The sequence below is a fragment of the Nonomuraea rosea genome, from assembly GCF_039539705.1.
GTDB classification, from domain to species: Bacteria; Actinomycetota; Actinomycetes; order Streptosporangiales; family Streptosporangiaceae; genus Nonomuraea; species Nonomuraea rosea.
This window is the reverse complement of record NZ_BAABDQ010000022.1, coordinates 142,854-156,840: the sequence shown is the minus strand read 5'-3', so window position 1 is coordinate 156,840 and position 13,987 is coordinate 142,854. Positions and strand designations below refer to the sequence as shown.

Below are 13,987 nucleotides of genomic sequence, written 5' to 3'. Positions count from 1 at the left end.
TAGTCTTAGGACAAATTATGGACGGTGTAGTGATCCGCAGTGCCGGCGAGGGGCCCGCGACCTGGGCGATGGAGTCGCTGTTCGAACGGCTGGCCTCGGGGGAGGAGACAGGCGGCACCCTGGGGGTCTCGCTCATCACCCAGCCACCGGGCGTCGCGACCCCCCTGCACGTGCACACCCACGAGGCCGAGGCCTTCTACCTGCTCGACGGCACGATGACCTACCAGGCGGGCGAGGTGCGCCACGAGTTGTCGGCCGGGTCGTTCATCTACCTGCCCTCCGGCATCCCGCACGCCTTCCGTGTCACCGGCGCGATCCCGGTGCGCTTCCTCGGCCTGACCGTGCCGGGCGGGCTGATGGCGCTCTACGACGAGGTCGGCGCCCCTGCCCGCGAGCGCCGCCTGCCCGGCCGCGATGCCACCCCGGCCGAGGAGGAGATCCGCCGCTGGAACGAGGTCGCCCCCCGCTACGGTCTCCGCGTCGTCGGACCCCCGATCCCGGCTGACTCCGCGATCGACTCCAGCTGAATGATCCCGTCCCGCCGCCGGGACTTCACCGGCAACCTGTCCTATTCCGACCACCACTTCCCGGGACGAATACATCGTGACGCGAACGTCTATCAGCCGTACGTCCACGACGATGCTCTTGTGCAGCGCGCTGGCTCTCACTGCGTGCTCCGGCACCGAAACTGCCGCGCCCGCGCACAATCCCGACTCCAGCACCTTGGCCGCAGCGACAGCGAAGGCCCGGCCGTCCAACGACGCGACTACCGTTTCGGCCGCCGATCTGTGCGGCTACCTACGGGGCCGGCTACCGGCCCTGCGCGCGATCGACTCGGACGTGGGCAGGATGGGCAACCTCACCGTCAACCTCTACTCCTGGTACGAGAAACAGGGCGCCGTTCCCACCGGAGCCCAGATCGACGACCAAACCCAGAAAGAATGCCCAGACATCCGAGCAGAACTACTCAAGATCTCCGGCATGCAGAGCTTCGCAACGCTGTAGACACGATCATCGTGGCCGCAGCGGGAGGAAGCCGTCCGCGTGCGCCGGGAACTGGCCGAGCTCAAGCGCGCCGCCCACGTACCCGGGGTCGCGCTACATCGGCCCGGCCGGGGCAACGGCGTCAACCCTCCACCGGTGCCGAGCTCCTGATCGTGGATGAAGCCGACCGGCTCAAAACGGCCGGGCTCGAACAACTCCGCGACCATCACGACCGCACCGGTCAGATCGCCCACGTGGGGAAGGCGGAATTCGGGGTCCGCCGGGGTTCCGTCGTCTGCGCTGTGAGGCCCGACACCCCATTCCAGGTCAGATTGCCAGGTGACCGGGATGCGGACGGTCAGGCCTCGCTCGGTCGCGACGAAGCGATGGTGAACTGCGCGCGTACCCACAGGTAGCCCAGCAACAAGAGCCCCGCGCACCCGGCGATCGCCATGATGACCAGGCCTGCCGACGGCGGGCTGGACAACAGGCCGCGCAGGGTCTCGATGAGCGGGGTGAACGACAGGTGCCGAGTCAATGGCCGCACTCCCGGCCTCTCCTTGCCGGCCGGCACGAGCCCGATGATGATCCCGAGGGCCACGAGGCTCCCGAGCATGGCGTCGTAACGGGCCAGCGGGCCGCGCATGGTGTGGCGGAAGCCGATGCCGTCCAGGACGATCTTGCCCTCGTACGCCTTACGCGGCGTCGTGGCCGCGATCACTGAACCGTTCATGGTCGTTACGATCGCGGACCGCTCTGACGCCCGGCCGGTGTCGCGCTGACACGGCCGCTGACACGGCCGGCGCGGACGCTACCCGGCCGGTCCCGGCAGGAAGAGGTCAAGACCCAAGCTAGCCATCGAACAGGCCGCCGCGAACGACCGCGTGACGCTGCGACCCAAGCCCACCCCGATCCGGCAGCGCAGCGAGCCGGAAACACCCGAGGAAGCCGAGCTCCACGACCGCCTCCAGGCTCAGGTACTCCAACGCCGCGGGCCAGTAGCCCAAACCCGCACCCACTACCCGCCTATTGCCGGTTTCCGCCGTACCTTGGCTGCACCCCGGGTACGCCCGCTTCCCCGGCGCCCTCCCACATGGCCAGGTGGGCCATGAAGTGGTCGGGGGCGGCGCCGTGCCGGTGCCACTCGCCGGGCGGGGTGTAGACGGTGTCGCCGGGCGGTGGTTTCACCCGTGAAACGCGGGCTGGTCAAGGCTGGATGAGGACCTTCAGCGCGGTGCGGTCGTTCATCGCGCGGTAGCCGTCGGGCACCTGCTCCAGGCCGACGGTGCGGTCGAAGACGCGGCCGGGCTCCAGGGTGCCGTCCAGGATCTCGGGCAGCAGCTCCTCGATGTAGGCGCGGGCCGGGGCGACGCCGCCGGTGAGGGTGAGGTTGCGGAAGAACTCGCCGAACCCCATCGCCACCTTCTCGTACTGGGGCGCGCCGATCCGGCTGACGGTGCCGCCGTCGCGGGCCACCGCGAACGCGGTCCCGATGGCCTGCTCGGTGCCGACGCACTCCAGCACGGCGCGGGTGCCGTCGCCGCCGGTCAGCTCCCGTACGCGCTCGACGCCCTCCTCGTCGCGTTCGGCGACGATGTCGGTGGCGCCGAAGTCACGGCCCAGGTCGGTACGGTCCTTGTGGCGGCCCATGAGGATGATCTGCTCGGCGCCGAGCCGCTTGGCGGCCAGCACCGCGCACAGCCCGACGGCGCCGTCGCCGATCACGGTCACCGTCGTGCCCGGGCCGACCCCGGCGGTGAACGCGCAGTGGTGCCCGGTCGGGAACACGTCCGACAGAGTGAGCAGGGACGGAAGCAGCGCGCTGTCCTCGCCGGCCGGAAGCTTGACCAGCGTGCCCTGGGCCTGCGGGACGCGTACCGCCTCGCCCTGGCCGCCGTCCACCCCGTCGGCGGCCCACAGTCCGCCGTGCCGGCAGGAGGTCTGCAGGCCCTCGCGGCAGAAGTCGCAGGTGTTGTCCGACCAGACGAACGGCGCCACCACGACGTCGCCGCGCCGCAGCCCGGAGACCTCCGAGCCGACGTCCTCGACGACGCCGAGGAACTCGTGCCCGATGCGTTCGCCCTGCTCGGTGGCGGGGCGGGACTTGTAGGGCCACAGGTCGCTGCCGCACACACAGGAGCGGAGCACGCGGACCAGGGCGTCGGTGGGCTCGCGCAGCACCGGGTCGGGCACGTTCTCCACGCGCACGTCACCGGCTCCGTAGATCAGGGTTGCTCGCATGACAGTGTCTTTCCTCGTCGACGGTTGTCGTCGGACCTACCCACCGCTGGTCGCGGCCGGGTGACCGGCACGCCTGGCACAGGTCCGTTGTCGGTAAATCCCGGAGGCCGAGGATCTTTCCGGCCGGCTCCTTCCAGCCGCCTGCCCGGGGAACGATGCGCGGCCGTACGTCGCAGGGGGACGTACCAGAGCAGCCGCATCCCTCCCCCATCGGGCGACTCCACCCGGGGTGGTGCCGCCGAGCCGGGCAGCGCGTTCCTCGATGTTGCGCAGGCCGCTGCGGCGGCCGCTCTCGCCAGGGCCGACTCCGTCGTCGGTGACGACGAGGGCGAAGGAGCCCGCGGTGACCACGACGGAGACCTCCGCCCGGGTGGCGTGCGAGTGGCGCACCACGTTGGACAGGGCCTCGCGCAGCACCGCCAGCACGTGCTCGATCACCGGCTCCGGCACCAGGCCGGCCGGCGTCGCCGGGACGTAGAGGGCGGCGCCCAGCAGCTCGTCCGAGCCTTCTCCCTCGGCGACCTCCACGATCAGCGTCTGTCCGGTGGGGTCCGGCAGCAGCACCTGGACGAGGTCCGCGTCGCTCATCTCACGGGCGCGGGCGGCCACCACGGTCAGGCCGCCCCCGAGACCTCCCTCATCGTCGAGAAGCTCACCGGGCGGCCCGCCCAGACCTTCGCCGAGTGGGCGCGGGACCACGCGGGCGACTTCCGCCCCTGACCATTCGTCCCTGCGCGGTCGGGAGACCGGCGGGTGGAGGCGCGCCTTGACCTTGACGCCCAGGTCAGCCTTTAGCGTCACGTTCACTCACTGGCGGACGGAGACACTCATGGGCGGCTTGGCAGGCAAGGGCGTGGTCATCACGGGGGGCGGCACGGGGATCGGCCGGGCCACGGCTCACCAGTTCGCGGCCGAGGGCGCGCAGGTGCTCGTCGTCGGCCGCACCGCCGCGCGGCTGGAGGAGACGGCTGCCGCGTACCCCTCGATCAGTGCCTTCGCCGCCGACGGCGCGGCCGCCGATGGGCCCGAGCGGATCGTCGAGACGGCGGTGCGGCGGCTGGGCCGGATCGACGTCCTGGTCAACAATGCCGCGATCACCCGGCCCGCCGCGCTCGGGACGATCGATCGCCGTGTCGCCGAGGAGCAGATCGCCACGAACCTCCTCGCACCCGTCTTCCTGGCCCAGGCCGCCCTCCCGCATTTGGTCTCCGCGAAGGGGACGATCGTGAACGTGTCCTCCAACCCGCCCTGGGGCGGCTGGCCGGACAACTCGGTGTACGGCTCGACCAAGGTCGCCCTCGATTTCCTGACGGCCACCTGGGCGGTGGAGCTCGCCCCCGAGGGCGTGCGTGTCGTGTCGGTGGCGCCCGGCATCACCGCCACACCCGTGCTGGCGCACGCCGGGTTCACCCAGGAGCAGATCGCCGCCGCGGGCGCGGGACTCCTCGGACGCATCCCGCTCGGCCGCATCGCCCAGCCCGGTGAGATCGCCTGGTGGATCGTGAACGTGGCGCGGCCCGAGGCCGGGTACCTGACCGGCACGGTGGTTCGCGTCGACGGCGGGCTCTCCGTGGCGGCGGGACCGAAGGCGTAAACTGCGACCGTGCTGATCGGGGAGCTGGCGCGAGCGAGCGGCGTCACCGTCCGTGCCCTGCGCTACTACGAGCAGGAGGGGCTGCTCCAGCCGGAGCGGGCCGCCAACGGCTACCGGCGCTACGACGGCGGTGCGGTGGCCAAGGTCCGCAACATCCAGCTGCTGTTGTCGAACGGCTTCACGGCTCAGGACGTACGCGGCTTCCTGCCCTGCCTGGACGATGGCGAGGTCTCGCTGGGCCCGGCCTGCCCGCCCAGTGTGGAAGCGGTGAGCAGGAAGGTCGAAGCCCTGGAGGAGCGGATCGCCGAGCTGAGCGCCGTACGGGACCGGCTCGTGGAGGCCCTGACCGGCGGGGCGACGCCGCGGCGGCCCGGCACCGTCGCCCGCCACCCCGCCTACACCCGCCCCGCTTAAGCTGAGCCGCAGCCCGGCTGTGACCTCGGTGTTCTCCGCACGGTCGAATCATGCTGACGCGACACGGACCCTGACGGTGAACTGTCACTGCCCTGCACCAGGCGACCGCGCTCGGCACCGAGCTCATCCGCACCCAGCCGCGGACCGCCCCTCGTCCATGACCTCGGCGTTCATGCCGCCTGAACGGCTGCGGCGCCGGTACTCGGTGGGCGTCAGCCCGACCAGCGCCCGGAAGCGGCGGGCGAAGTACGTCGGATCGTCCCAGCCCACGGCGGCGCCGACCCGGGCGGCCGGCAGAGCCGAGTGTGCCAGCAACGTGGCGGCGCGCTCGGCCCGCAGCCGGGCGAGGAAGCCCAGCGGCGTCAACCCGACATACCGTACGAACAGCCGGCCGAGATAGGCGGGATCCAGGTTGGCCGCCCGGGCGAGGTCGTCCAGCCGCCACGGCCGGGCGGGCTCCGCCTCCAGCCGGGCGACGGTGGCGGCGACCGCGGGGTGGAGGGCGGACGCGATCGGCTCTCGTCCGGGATCGCGGCCGTCGGCCAGGACGCCGAGCACGGTGACCAGCCGGCCCAGCACCCGGCCCGGCCGGCTCCGGTCGGCTGCGAGATCCTGTTCGAGCAGGCGGATCTCCGCGATGGCCTGTTCGGCGGCGGCCGGATCGACCGTCGTGACCGACACGCCGTGCGTGCCGGAGGCCACCGGATCGGTCCACAGCATCCGGCGCAGCATCGGGATGTCATACAACGCCGCCAGCTCGGCCCGCAATGCCTGGGCGGACAGGCAGCAGTTGGCGACGACCAGGCCGGCGCAGTCGCGGAACCCGTGCCAGGCGCCGGGGCGGAGCACGATGACCTGCCCGCGGCTCAGCGGCTGCTCGCCCAGGCTGGTCACGTGCCGGCCGTGGCCGGTGCCGATCACCGCGATCTCGAGGAAGTCGTGCGCGTGCGACTCGATGTCGAGATCCACGTGGTGGACGCCCCCCAGGACGGGGCCTCCGGCGAACAGCGCGTGCTCGTGCAGCGTGGCAAGCATGTCGGGATCGTACGACTGCTCGCCGGGATCGGCCTAGCCCCGGGCGGCGCGTCACGGCGAGGCTTGTGGTGTCACCACGGCACGAACCTTGGAGGTCAATGATGGCAACGACCACGGCCGAGCAGCCCAGGAGCGACGTCGGCACCGACGGCCTGGTGCCCGGCGAGCTGGTGTCGGCTTACCGCGAATCCGGTTTTGTTCGAGTGCGGGGCGTTCTCGAGCCCGGCCAGATCGAGCGCTTCCGGGCCGGTGCCGAGGCGTTCCTGGAGACGCATCGCGCGGAGAGTCTGGAGAAGAAGGGCGTCTTCAGCCAGCTCGTCAACGTCTGGCAGCGCGACCAGACGCTGCGCGAGCTCACGCTCGACCGGCGGCTCGGCCGGATCGCCGAACAGCTCGCCGGGTTCCCGCTGCGGCTCTGGCACGACCAGATGCTGGTCAAGGAGCCGCACAACAACGCCGCCACGGAGTTCCACCAGGACCGCCCGTACTGGCCGCACGCGGGCGACCGGCTTCCGCTTTCGGCGTGGATCGCGCTGGTCGACGTGCCACCGGAGCGGGGCTGCATGACCTTCCTGCCCGGCACCCAGGATCGCACCGGCCTGCGCCCGCAGGACCTCCACCACGAGGAGGACCTGTTCGAGATGGACCCGTCCCTGCGCTGGATCCCCCGCGTCACCGTGCCGCTCCGCGCCGGCGACTGCACCTTCCACAGCGGTTACACCGGCCACATGGCGCTGCCCAACCGGACCGGCCAGGCGCGGCTCGCGCACGTCACCATCTACATGGACGAGGCGACCCGCTACAGCGGGACCGGGCACGTCGTGACCGATCCTCTCGGGCTGGCCGCGGGCGACCGGCTGGACGGCGAGAGCTTCCCCCGCCCCTGGGCGTAGCCGGCCCTGTGCCGATCAGGCGGTGTGGAGCTCCAGCACGATCACGCCGTAGGAACATGGCCTGGGCACCTTTCCCTCTCTCCCGGATAAGTACAGGCGTCGGCGTGGAAGCGGTCCGCGATCTGATGGGGAGAGAGGGCGTGGGCATCGTCGACGACGCGGGGGACGTCCCCTCGTAGACGAGCCGCTGCAGGACGAAATGCCCCGTACGAGGTCAGTGGAAGGCTTCGGCGTGTGCCTGCGCCCATTGTCCGAACGTGCGGGACGGGCGTCCGGTCACCTCGTGCACGGTCGGCAGGACCTGCGACTCGTCGAGCGTGCCGTCGGCGTAGAAGCTGAAGAAGGCGTCGACGTACTCGACCGGCATGCTCGCCTCCATCTCGGCGCGGGCCTCCGCGTCCGGCAGGGCTTCGCAGCGCAGGTCCCTGCCCAGCACGTCGGCCAGCACGGCGACCTGGTCGGCGGGCAGCAGCGAGTCCGGGCCGGTCAGGTCGTAGATCCGGCCCGCATGCCCGTCGCCCGTCAGCGCCAGGGCGGCCACGGCCGCGATGTCGGCGGGGTCGATGGCGGCCGCGGCCACCCCGGCGAACGGCACGCGTACCAGGTCGCCCTCCCGGAGCTGCGGCAGCCAGCGCAGGGCGTTGGACATGAACGCCCGGGGCCGCAGGAACGTCCACGGCAGGCCCGACTCGCGCACGTCGCGCTCGGCCAGCGTCATGTAGCGGGAGACGGCGTTGCCCATGTCCGCGAGCGCGGCCGAGCCGCTCGACAGCAGGACGACCCGTTCCACCCCGGCCTGGCGCATGTGGGCCAGCAAGGCGGGAGTGTCCGCGTATCCCGGCAGCAGGAACACTCCCCGTACGCCGGTCAGCGCGCCGGTCAGGCTGTCGGGCGCGTTCAGGTCGCCGGTGACGGGCTCGACACCTTGCGGCAGGGTGACGCGCCGAGGGTCGCGTACCAGGGCGCGTACCTGCTGCCCGGCCTGGGCCAGCGCGGCCACCAACGGCGAGCCGATGTTGCCGGTGGCACCGGTCACCAAGATCATGATGTCTCCTGTCGAATCGTCGTCAGCCCGGAAGGCGCCACTTGCAGATGCCCTCGACGCAGAGCTCGGTGGTCGTCTCTCGCCGGTCGGGCGCCTTGATCGACACCTTGCCGCCCCATCGGCTGTAGTGGGTGTCGACGTCGAGGGTCTTGCCCTCCAGCTCTTCGAGCCCGCCGGCGAAGGTGAACGTGCTCTGCACCCTGCTGACCAGGCTCCCGGGGGTCAGTGTGACAGTGTAGACGAGCTCGACGTCCGGATCCCAGCCGGCGTGGGTCGAGTGCTCAGCCCAGCGGGAGACCTGCTCAAGCTGCTTGAGCGTGATCGCGCCGGTGACGGCATTCCCGCTTCGCTGCCCGTTCTTCAGCAGGGCGGCCAGGACCGCGGGCTCGGCCGGGTTGACGACCTGCTCGTCGTGGCCGAGCAGCTCGGTATGCCAGAGGTGAAGCTGGTGGGCATCCTTCCACCAGGTCTTGCCCTTCCTCAGCCACTTTCCTATGCGGCCGCCGGATCGGTAGGCCGTGCCGCCGATGTCGTGGTTGAAGCCGATGGCCCGTTCGGGACCGTGCTCGCCCCCGGTGATGGTGACGTCCAGGGCCTTGACGGCGCCCTTGGCGTCGAGCTCGAAGACCCCTCTGCGCCGGCGTTCACCCGCGCCGTCAGCAAGGGTGGACGTCTCGCTGAACTGCACGCCGCGGCCGGCCGCCAGAACGGCCCGCAGCGCCTGGACGGGGTCCTTGGCCTCCGCCTGCGCGAGAGCCGCGCTCGTCAGCAGCGCGCCACAGACCACCAAAGCCGTGATCAGCCTTCTCATGATGATGATCCTGCCGCGATCGGATCACGCCCGGAACACGGTTCGGGCTCGTCAGGCTCCTGGCCGGTGTCCGGCCGGCATCGGGGAGGGATCGGACCTGCCGGCCGGGTCGCGGACGTCGGCGGAATCCAGTGGGATCGGCGCGAACATCGGCGGCTCCTCCTCCGGCGTCAGCGCCGTCGGGCCGTAGATCCAATCGATGAAGGAGTAGTCGTAGGTGTCGCGGGCTCGCAGGAGCGCGTTGCGCTGGAGGCGGGCGACGCCGTCCAGGTGCCACAGCTCGCCCCAGGCGCGGGCCGTGGTCAGGACGCGCCGGCAGTGCTCCGGGCGGACGGCCTCGTAGGCCGCGAGGGCGCCCTGCCAGTCGGCAGGGCCGTTCGCGGCGCGGCGCGCGGCGACGTGCTTGGCGAGCACCCAGCCGTCCTCGATGGCCATGACCGCGCCCTGCGCCATGTACTGCAGCGGCGGGTGGGCGGCGTCGCCGAGCAGCGCGATGTTGCCGTCGACCCACGTCATAATGGGGTCGCGGTCGAACATCCGCCACCAGCGGTCGCGCCACATCAGCGGGATGCCGGCCTGGACGTCCGGGCAGGTCGCGGCGAAGGCGTCGTCGAGCTCGTCCGGAGTGCCCCAGTCAGCCTCGCCCGCGAGGGCCTTGGGAGACTGGAAGACCGCGACCTGGTTGAGCATCTCGCCGCCGCGCAGCCCGTAGCAGACGAAGTGGCAGCGCGGGCCGACGTGGACCGAGACCTCGCCGAGGTCCACCTCGCGGCCGGCCTGCTCGATGGGGATGGCGGCGCGGTAGGCGACGTAGGAGGAGCTGACCGGCTCGTCGTCGGCCAGGAGCCCGCGTGCCACGGAGTGCAGGCCGTCGGCGGCGATGACCACCCGGGCCTCGTCGGCGCGGCCGTCCGCCAGCAGCACCCGGGCACCGGTCGCGGTGTTCTCGTAGCCGCTGACCCGGGCGCCGGTGATCAGGTCCACTCCCGTGCGCCGGCAGGCGCGCAGGAAGATGCCGTGCAGGTCGCTGCGGTGGATGACCATGTACGGGAAGCCGTACTCGCGTTCCAGGTCGGCCAGGTCCAGGCGGGTCAGCTCGCCACCGTCCACGGCGTCGCGCATCACCATGCTCCCCGGCAGCACGCCGAGGTCCTTGGCCTCGTCGAGCAGGCCGTAGTCGTGCAGGATGCGGGTGCAGTTGGGCGCGATCTGCAGACCGGCGCCGACCTCGCCGAACTCGTCGGCCCGCTCCAGCACGCGCACCCGCAGGCCCTCGCGGGCGAGGGCGAAGGCGGCGCTGAGGCCGCCGATGCCGCCTCCGACGATCAGGACGTCGACGGGGCTCGCGGACGTCCGGGTGGTCACGTCGTTCTCCTCGGTGTCGTGCTCGTTCACAACCACGCCGGCAGTGTCGGAGCGGGCCCGCCGCCGGTCGTCGTCAGGGCGTGCGGACGGCCGGCGAGGTAGGCCGTGACCTCGGCGAGCGAACCGGTGATCGCGGTGACGTCGTTCTCACCGGGCAGCTCCCAGCGGTCGCCGGTGTCAGCGGCGGTGAGGACGACCGCGGGCCCGGGAGCGTTGCGGCGCTTGCCCGCGATGTCGTCGGCCAGCGCGGCGAGGAAACCGGTGGGAAGGTCGGCGAAGCGGACACCGGCCGCCAGATCGACGGCGTGCACCCAGACCTCGCGCGACCGCAGCCACGGGATCTCGGTCGCGGGGACCGCACGGCCCTGGGCAGTGACCACCTCGGCGGCCCACTGTCCTGGGCTCAGGGCGGCGGCGCCGGCGGCGAGCCGGTCCGCGGACTCGTGCAGCCAGGCGGCCAGCTCGGCGGCCGGCTTCGCGGAACCGGCCGCGATGTCGGCGTCGCGCTGTTCGAACGAGGCGTACATCGGGGTCTTCTCGCCGGTCGCGGCCCAGCGCACCAGGTTGCCCAGCGCGTCGGCGTTCGCCGCCACGTGCGCCACCAGGTGCTTGCGGGTCCAGCCGGGCAGCCCGGACGGAGCGAGGTACTGCTCCTCACCCCACCCGGCGACGGCGCCGAGCAGCCGTCCGGTGCCCGCCGCGCTCCAGCTCAGCGCATCCTCGAAGGTACGGCGCATCAGGCTGTGCCCTCCTCTGCCACGGTGTTGTCGAGCCGGCCGATGCCCTGGATCTCGGAGACGACGCGCTCGCCGCCGGTCAGGTAGCGCTTGGGGTCGCGGGCGTGGCCGACGCCGCCGGGGGTGCCGGTGGCGATGATGTCGCCGGGGTTGAGGCGCACCACCGTCGAGATGTACTCCACCAGCGAGACCGGGTCGAAGAGCAGGTCGCCGGTGTTGTCGTGCTGCATGACCGCGCCGCCGACGCTGAGCTTGACATCGAGTCGCGGGCGTACGCCGCCGGGCAGCTCGTCCGGGGTGACGACGTACGGGCCGACCGGGGTGGAGGAGTCCCACATCTTGCCCTGCAGCCACTCGCGGGTGCGGAACTGCCAGTCCCGGCAGGTGATGTCGTTGAGCACGGTGAAGCCGGCGATCGCGGCCTCGGCCTGGGCGCCCCTGGCACGGCGGACCGGCGCGCCGATCACCACGGCGAGCTCGACCTCCCAGTCGAACTCGGTGGTCTCCTCAGGGCGGGCGATCTGGTCGGTGGCGCCGATGAGGCAGTCGGCGAACTTCGCGAACAGGGTGGGGTACTGCGGAAGGTCGCGGCCCATCTCCTGAATGTGGTTCTTGTAGTTGAGTCCCACGCAGACGACCTTCGAGGGGCGCGGGACGACCGGCGCGAAGTCCGCGCCCTCGACGGGATAGGTCCTGAGGGCGTCAGCGGCCGCGGCCCGCTCGGCCCAGCCGTCCCGGGAGAAGAGCTCGCCGAGGTCGGTGGCGCCGAGGTCGACGAGCCGGTCACCGTCGAGTCGCACGGCCCGGGTCGAGCCGTTGACGCGGAGGGTGGCGAGCTTCATCGGGTGGTCCCTTCGATACGGGTGCGGTTGAGCTGGAGGGCTTCGAGGATCGGGGCGTCGCTGAACCGGAACAGGTCCAGCGCGCCCGAGTCGGAGTCGGTGGCGCCGGACTCGGACCGGGCGGAGAAGGACTGCCAGGAAGGGACGACGAACAGGTCGCCGCGGGTGACCGACCAGGTCCTGTCGCCGACGGTGACGCTGCCGGAGCCGTCGAACACCTGGTAGACCGACGATCCGGTCTCGCGGACCGGGGCGGTCTCCGCGCCGCGGACGACGCGGTGCATCTCGACCCGGATGGTGGGCAGGACGTCGGCACCGGTGGCCGGGTTCGTGTAGCGGACGGCGGCGTGGCCGGGCTCGACGGTGCCGCCGAAGCCCTGGGACTCGAGGGAGAGCTGGTCGATCAGGGCGCGGTCGGTGAACTCCCACTTGTAGGACAGCAGCGGGGTGCCCGGGGCGAGCTCGCCGGCGGACAGCGGACGCAGCCCCGGATGGCCCCACAGCCGCTCGGAACGGGAGCGTTCGGGCGTGATCCGCTCGGCGTCGCTGATCTCGTCGCGGCCGAGCTCGAAGAACTGCGTCTCGGAGGCGTACTGGAAGGGGATGTCGAGCCCGTCGATCCAGGCCATCGGCTGGTCGGTCGCGTTGTGGTGGGCGTGCCAGTTCCAGCCGCCCTGCGGCAGGAAGTCGCCGCGGCGCATCGGGACGGCGTCGCCGTTCACGACCGTCCACACGCCCTGGCCCTCGACGACGAAGCGGAAGGCGTGCTGGGTGTGGCGGTGCTCAGGGGCGTCCTCGCCGGGCATCAGGTACTGGATCGCGGCCCACAGCGTGGGGGTGGCGAAGGGACGGCCGCCCAGGCCCGGATTCGCCAGCGCGATCGCCCGCCGTTCGCCGCCGCGGCCGACCGGGACGAGGCCTCCGGCCTGCTCGGCGAGCGCGCGCAGGCTCTCCCAGCGCCACAGGTGGGGCACCGCGTGCGAACGGGGATGCGCCGGCATCAGGTCGCCGATCTCCGTCCACAGCGGCACCAGCAGCTCCCGTTCGAAACCGCGGTACAGGCGGTCGAGCGCGGGGGTGACGTCGGGCTGGCCCGGCGCGTCGGTCGCACGGAGCCGCACCGGGGAATCGGGCGTGGTCACAGGGGTGCTCATACGGCTAATCTTGCTCCTGTCGTGCTGTGCAGAACTGCTAATTCTGCTGTGCAGAATCGCGAGGGAGGTCATGGACAAGCCGCTGAAGAGCCCGCCGACCTATCTGATCAACAGTGTCGATCACGCGTTGCGGATCGCCGCGATGCTGCAGCTGGAGGGCGAGCTGACGGTCTCGGAGGTGGCCGAGCGGCTGGGCGTGGCCCGCTCCACCGCGCACCGGCTGCTCGCGATGCTGGTCTACCGCGACTTCGCGGTCCAGGACGATCGGCGCCTCTACCGGGCCGGTCCGGTCCTGGAGCTGGCCGCCCACTCCCCCTCGGTCGCGTCCCGGCTGCGGGCGGCGGCCCTGCCGCACCTGCACCGGCTGGCCGGCGTCCTCGACGAGTCCGTCAACGTGGCGGTGCGCACCGGGGACACGGTCCGGTTCATCGCCAGCGTCGAGTGCTCGCAGAGCCTGCGGGTGGGCTCCCGCGAGGGCATGGTGTTCCCGGCCCACCGCACCACGGCGGGGCTGCTCCTGCTGGCCGAGCTGACCGGCGAGGAGCTCGCGGCGGTCTACCCGGCCGAGCGGTACGCCGGCCGGCCCGTGGAGCGGCCCGATCTGGACAGGCTGCGGGCCGAGCTGGCCCGGGTGCGGCGCAACGGGTTCGCGCTCAACCAGGGCCGCTCGGAGCGCGGTGTGGTGGCGCTCGGCGTGCCGCTCCGGGCCCCCGACGGGCAGGCCCTCGCCGGCCTGTCGGTGTCGATGCCGAGCGGCCGCTACCACCGGCTCCGGCTGCCGGCCCTGGTCGACGCCCTTTCCCGCGCCGCGGGCGCCGTCGAGGCCGATCTCGCCCGCTCCGGCTGAAGCCGGCGGGATCTCCAGCCGGGCA

General features: G+C 72.0%; 17 protein-coding genes. 6 read left to right on the top strand and 11 right to left on the bottom strand.

What is annotated here, in order from left to right:
• The first annotated feature begins 17 nt into the window (after positions 1-17).
• Together ABEA43_RS39580 and ABEA43_RS39575 are read left to right on the top strand one after the other, a co-directional pair.
• The gene (locus ABEA43_RS39580) at positions 18-527 is read left to right on the top strand and encodes a cupin domain-containing protein (protein ID WP_345570214.1); all 510 of its coding nucleotides are present in this window, start codon (positions 18-20) and stop codon (positions 525-527) included.
• A gap of 112 nt (positions 528-639) precedes the next feature.
• Positions 640-1,005, top strand: coding sequence for a hypothetical protein (locus ABEA43_RS39575; protein WP_345570213.1), 366 nt, complete (start codon positions 640-642; stop codon positions 1,003-1,005).
• Between the two features lie 337 nt (positions 1,006-1,342).
• Here ABEA43_RS39575 and ABEA43_RS39570 read toward each other — a convergent pair whose 3' ends face one another.
• The 4 genes from ABEA43_RS39570 to ABEA43_RS39555 form a co-directional block, all read right to left on the bottom strand.
• Positions 1,343-1,717: a hypothetical protein gene (locus ABEA43_RS39570; protein ID WP_345570212.1), complete on the bottom strand. Its 375-nt coding sequence runs from the start codon at positions 1,715-1,717 to the stop codon at positions 1,343-1,345.
• A gap of 293 nt (positions 1,718-2,010) precedes the next feature.
• Positions 2,011-2,172, bottom strand: a complete 162-nt coding sequence (locus tag ABEA43_RS39565) for a cupin domain-containing protein (protein WP_345570210.1) — start codon at positions 2,170-2,172, stop codon at positions 2,011-2,013.
• An 18-nt stretch (positions 2,173-2,190) separates the two neighbouring features.
• Complete coding sequence (locus ABEA43_RS39560) at positions 2,191-3,225, bottom strand: zinc-dependent alcohol dehydrogenase family protein (protein WP_345570209.1); 1,035 nt, start codon at positions 3,223-3,225, stop codon at positions 2,191-2,193.
• Positions 3,226-3,261: 36 nt separating this feature from the next.
• Positions 3,262-4,026, bottom strand: coding sequence for a sensor histidine kinase (locus tag ABEA43_RS39555; RefSeq protein ID WP_345570207.1), 765 nt, complete (start codon positions 4,024-4,026; stop codon positions 3,262-3,264).
• A 28-nt stretch (positions 4,027-4,054) separates the two neighbouring features.
• Here ABEA43_RS39555 and ABEA43_RS39550 point away from each other — a divergent pair, with 28 nt between their 5' ends.
• Both ABEA43_RS39550 and ABEA43_RS39545 read left to right on the top strand, forming a co-directional pair.
• Positions 4,055-4,819: an SDR family NAD(P)-dependent oxidoreductase gene (locus ABEA43_RS39550; protein WP_345570205.1), complete on the top strand. Its 765-nt coding sequence runs from the start codon at positions 4,055-4,057 to the stop codon at positions 4,817-4,819.
• A gap of 9 nt (positions 4,820-4,828) precedes the next feature.
• Positions 4,829-5,233, top strand: a complete 405-nt coding sequence (locus tag ABEA43_RS39545) for a MerR family transcriptional regulator (RefSeq protein WP_345570203.1) — start codon at positions 4,829-4,831, stop codon at positions 5,231-5,233.
• Between the two features lie 123 nt (positions 5,234-5,356).
• On the opposite strand, the gene ABEA43_RS39540 is transcribed toward ABEA43_RS39545, so the two are convergent.
• Positions 5,357-6,268 carry an AraC family transcriptional regulator gene (locus ABEA43_RS39540; protein ID WP_345570202.1) on the bottom strand — a complete coding sequence of 304 codons (912 nt, stop codon included), beginning with the start codon at positions 6,266-6,268 and terminating at the stop codon, positions 5,357-5,359.
• A 98-nt stretch (positions 6,269-6,366) separates the two neighbouring features.
• Here ABEA43_RS39540 and ABEA43_RS39535 point away from each other — a divergent pair, with 98 nt between their 5' ends.
• Complete coding sequence (locus ABEA43_RS39535) at positions 6,367-7,161, top strand: phytanoyl-CoA dioxygenase family protein (RefSeq protein WP_345570200.1); 795 nt, start codon at positions 6,367-6,369, stop codon at positions 7,159-7,161.
• Positions 7,162-7,375: 214 nt separating this feature from the next.
• On the opposite strand, the gene ABEA43_RS39530 is transcribed toward ABEA43_RS39535, so the two are convergent.
• The 6 genes from ABEA43_RS39530 to ABEA43_RS39505 are packed head-to-tail and all read right to left on the bottom strand — an operon-like array spanning position 7,376 to position 13,115.
• Positions 7,376-8,206, bottom strand: a complete 831-nt coding sequence (locus ABEA43_RS39530; RefSeq protein ID WP_345570198.1) for an NAD(P)H-binding protein — start codon at positions 8,204-8,206, stop codon at positions 7,376-7,378.
• A 22-nt stretch (positions 8,207-8,228) separates the two neighbouring features.
• The gene (locus ABEA43_RS39525; RefSeq protein WP_345570197.1) at positions 8,229-9,017 is read right to left on the bottom strand and encodes a LolA family protein; all 789 of its coding nucleotides are present in this window, start codon (positions 9,015-9,017) and stop codon (positions 8,229-8,231) included.
• A 51-nt stretch (positions 9,018-9,068) separates the two neighbouring features.
• Positions 9,069-10,418 carry an FAD-dependent oxidoreductase gene (locus ABEA43_RS39520; protein ID WP_345570195.1) on the bottom strand — a complete coding sequence of 450 codons (1,350 nt, stop codon included), beginning with the start codon at positions 10,416-10,418 and terminating at the stop codon, positions 9,069-9,071.
• The gene (locus ABEA43_RS39515) at positions 10,409-11,119 is read right to left on the bottom strand and encodes a maleylpyruvate isomerase family mycothiol-dependent enzyme (protein WP_345570193.1); all 711 of its coding nucleotides are present in this window, start codon (positions 11,117-11,119) and stop codon (positions 10,409-10,411) included. The genes ABEA43_RS39520 and ABEA43_RS39515 overlap by 10 nt, the downstream gene beginning before the upstream one ends.
• On the bottom strand, positions 11,119-11,961 hold the full coding sequence (locus ABEA43_RS39510; RefSeq protein WP_345570191.1) for a fumarylacetoacetate hydrolase family protein: 843 nt from the start codon (positions 11,959-11,961) through the stop codon (positions 11,119-11,121). Before ABEA43_RS39510 ends, ABEA43_RS39515 begins: the two co-directional genes overlap by 1 nt.
• Entirely contained in the window at positions 11,958-13,115 is a 1,158-nt protein-coding gene (locus ABEA43_RS39505) for a cupin domain-containing protein (RefSeq protein WP_345570189.1), read from the bottom strand. Before ABEA43_RS39505 ends, ABEA43_RS39510 begins: the two co-directional genes overlap by 4 nt.
• A gap of 70 nt (positions 13,116-13,185) precedes the next feature.
• On the opposite strand from ABEA43_RS39505, the gene ABEA43_RS39500 reads away from it, so the two are divergent.
• Positions 13,186-13,962 (top strand): IclR family transcriptional regulator, encoded by a 777-nt coding sequence (locus ABEA43_RS39500; RefSeq protein WP_345570188.1) that lies wholly within the window; start codon positions 13,186-13,188, stop codon positions 13,960-13,962.
• The last annotated feature ends 25 nt before the right edge of the window (positions 13,963-13,987 follow it).

Bases quoted from the DNA above. Each gene is read 5' to 3' on its own strand.
- ABEA43_RS39580 (WP_345570214.1), top strand. From the start codon at position 18: ATGGACGGTGTAGTGATCCGCAGTGCCGGCGAGGGGCCCGCGACCTGG.
- ABEA43_RS39575 (WP_345570213.1), top strand. From the start codon at position 640: ATGCTCTTGTGCAGCGCGCTGGCTCTCACTGCGTGCTCCGGCACCGAA.
- ABEA43_RS39570 (WP_345570212.1), bottom strand. From the start codon at position 1,717: ATGAACGGTTCAGTGATCGCGGCCACGACGCCGCGTAAGGCGTACGAG.
- ABEA43_RS39560 (WP_345570209.1), bottom strand. From the start codon at position 3,225: ATGCGAGCAACCCTGATCTACGGAGCCGGTGACGTGCGCGTGGAGAAC.
- ABEA43_RS39550 (WP_345570205.1), top strand. From the start codon at position 4,055: ATGGGCGGCTTGGCAGGCAAGGGCGTGGTCATCACGGGGGGCGGCACG.
- ABEA43_RS39540 (WP_345570202.1), bottom strand. From the start codon at position 6,268: ATGCTTGCCACGCTGCACGAGCACGCGCTGTTCGCCGGAGGCCCCGTC.
- ABEA43_RS39535 (WP_345570200.1), top strand. From the start codon at position 6,367: ATGATGGCAACGACCACGGCCGAGCAGCCCAGGAGCGACGTCGGCACC.
- ABEA43_RS39530 (WP_345570198.1), bottom strand. From the start codon at position 8,206: ATGATCTTGGTGACCGGTGCCACCGGCAACATCGGCTCGCCGTTGGTG.
- ABEA43_RS39525 (WP_345570197.1), bottom strand. From the start codon at position 9,017: ATGAGAAGGCTGATCACGGCTTTGGTGGTCTGTGGCGCGCTGCTGACG.
- ABEA43_RS39515 (WP_345570193.1), bottom strand. From the start codon at position 11,119: ATGCGCCGTACCTTCGAGGATGCGCTGAGCTGGAGCGCGGCGGGCACC.
- ABEA43_RS39510 (WP_345570191.1), bottom strand. From the start codon at position 11,961: ATGAAGCTCGCCACCCTCCGCGTCAACGGCTCGACCCGGGCCGTGCGA.
- ABEA43_RS39505 (WP_345570189.1), bottom strand. From the start codon at position 13,115: ATGAGCACCCCTGTGACCACGCCCGATTCCCCGGTGCGGCTCCGTGCG.
- ABEA43_RS39500 (WP_345570188.1), top strand. From the start codon at position 13,186: ATGGACAAGCCGCTGAAGAGCCCGCCGACCTATCTGATCAACAGTGTC.